2 protein-coding genes are annotated in these 1,091 nt (G+C 68.3%); both read left to right on the top strand.

Going from position 1 to position 1,091, the window contains the following annotated elements; genetic code table 11:
- Positions 1–564 (top strand): class I SAM-dependent methyltransferase (locus VSO01S_RS26510; RefSeq protein ID WP_068645713.1); only part of this gene is annotated, 564 nt, incomplete at its 5' end.
- A gap of 99 nt (positions 565–663) precedes the next feature.
- On the top strand, positions 664–1,091 hold a 428-nt coding region (locus VSO01S_RS26505; RefSeq protein ID WP_174544774.1), incomplete at its 3' end, for a tellurite resistance TerB family protein.

Genomic DNA, 1,091 nt, shown 5'->3' with positions numbered 1-1,091 from the left:
GCCGAGCGCGCCGCCGCCGAGCGCCTGCCCATGGCCACCCGCGTGGCCGACGCCGAGGCGCTGCCCTTCGACGATGCGAGCTTCGATGTGGTGACCTCCACCTTCGGCGTGATGTTCACGCCCGACCAGCCGCGCGCCGCCGCCGAGCTGATGCGCGTGTGCCGCCCGGGCGGCAAGATCGGCCTGGCCAACTGGACGCCGCAGGGCTTCATCGGCCAGCTGTTCCGCACCATCGGCAGCCACCTGCCGCCGCCGGCGGGCGTGATGTCGCCGGCACGCTGGGGCACGCCGGAATTCATCCGCGAGCAGTTCGAGGCCAAGGCATCGGCCATCGAGCTGCAGGAGCGCCACTTCGTCTTCCGCTATGGCTCGGCCGAGCACTTCCTGCAGGTGTTCCGCACCATGTACGGCCCCACGCTCAAGGCCTTCGCGGCACTGGACGAACCCGGCAAGGAAAAGCTGGCGGCCGACATCGTCGCGCTGGTCGAGCGCTTCAACCGCGCAGGCGACGGCACGATGGTGGTGCCCAGCGAATACCTCGAAGTGGTGGTGGTCAAGCGTTAGCCTGCGTCTTTCGTCGATGGGAAGATCGCGCCTTTTCCGGAACCACTGGCCGCCAAGTGGCTCCATCGTGGTTCTCCCATCGAACGAAAGGACGCCTGAATGACCGCCGAAGAAACCCGCGCCACGCTCACCATCTGCCTGTTGGCGGCTTATGCCGACGGCGACAAGCACGACCGCGAGCGCGAACAGATCAAGCAGGTGGCGCAGGGTCTGGCGCAGAACGAGCAGATCAACCTGCCGGGCCTGTATCAGGATGTTCTTCTGCGCCGCGTGAAGCTGGACGACGTGCTGCCCAGGCTGGCCAGTGACGAATCGCGCCAGCTGGCCTACGAAATGGCGGTGTGCGTCTGCGATGCCGACGGGCAGACGAGCGAACAGGAAAAGGCTTTCCTCGCCCAGCTGCGCCAAGGCCTGGGGCAGGCCACCGCTGGAATCGCCACGCAGGCCGAGGCACTGGCGGCCGCGCCGCTGCAGGTGCCTGCGGCCGCAGCAGCGGTGGAACTGCCCGCCTCGGTGGCCGCGCAGCC

The organism is Variovorax soli NBRC 106424 (assembly GCF_001591385.1).
Lineage (GTDB): Bacteria > Pseudomonadota > Gammaproteobacteria > Burkholderiales > Burkholderiaceae_C > Variovorax > Variovorax soli.
The sequence above is the reverse complement of the archived record's forward strand: the minus strand, read 5'-3'. Positions and strand labels throughout refer to the sequence as shown.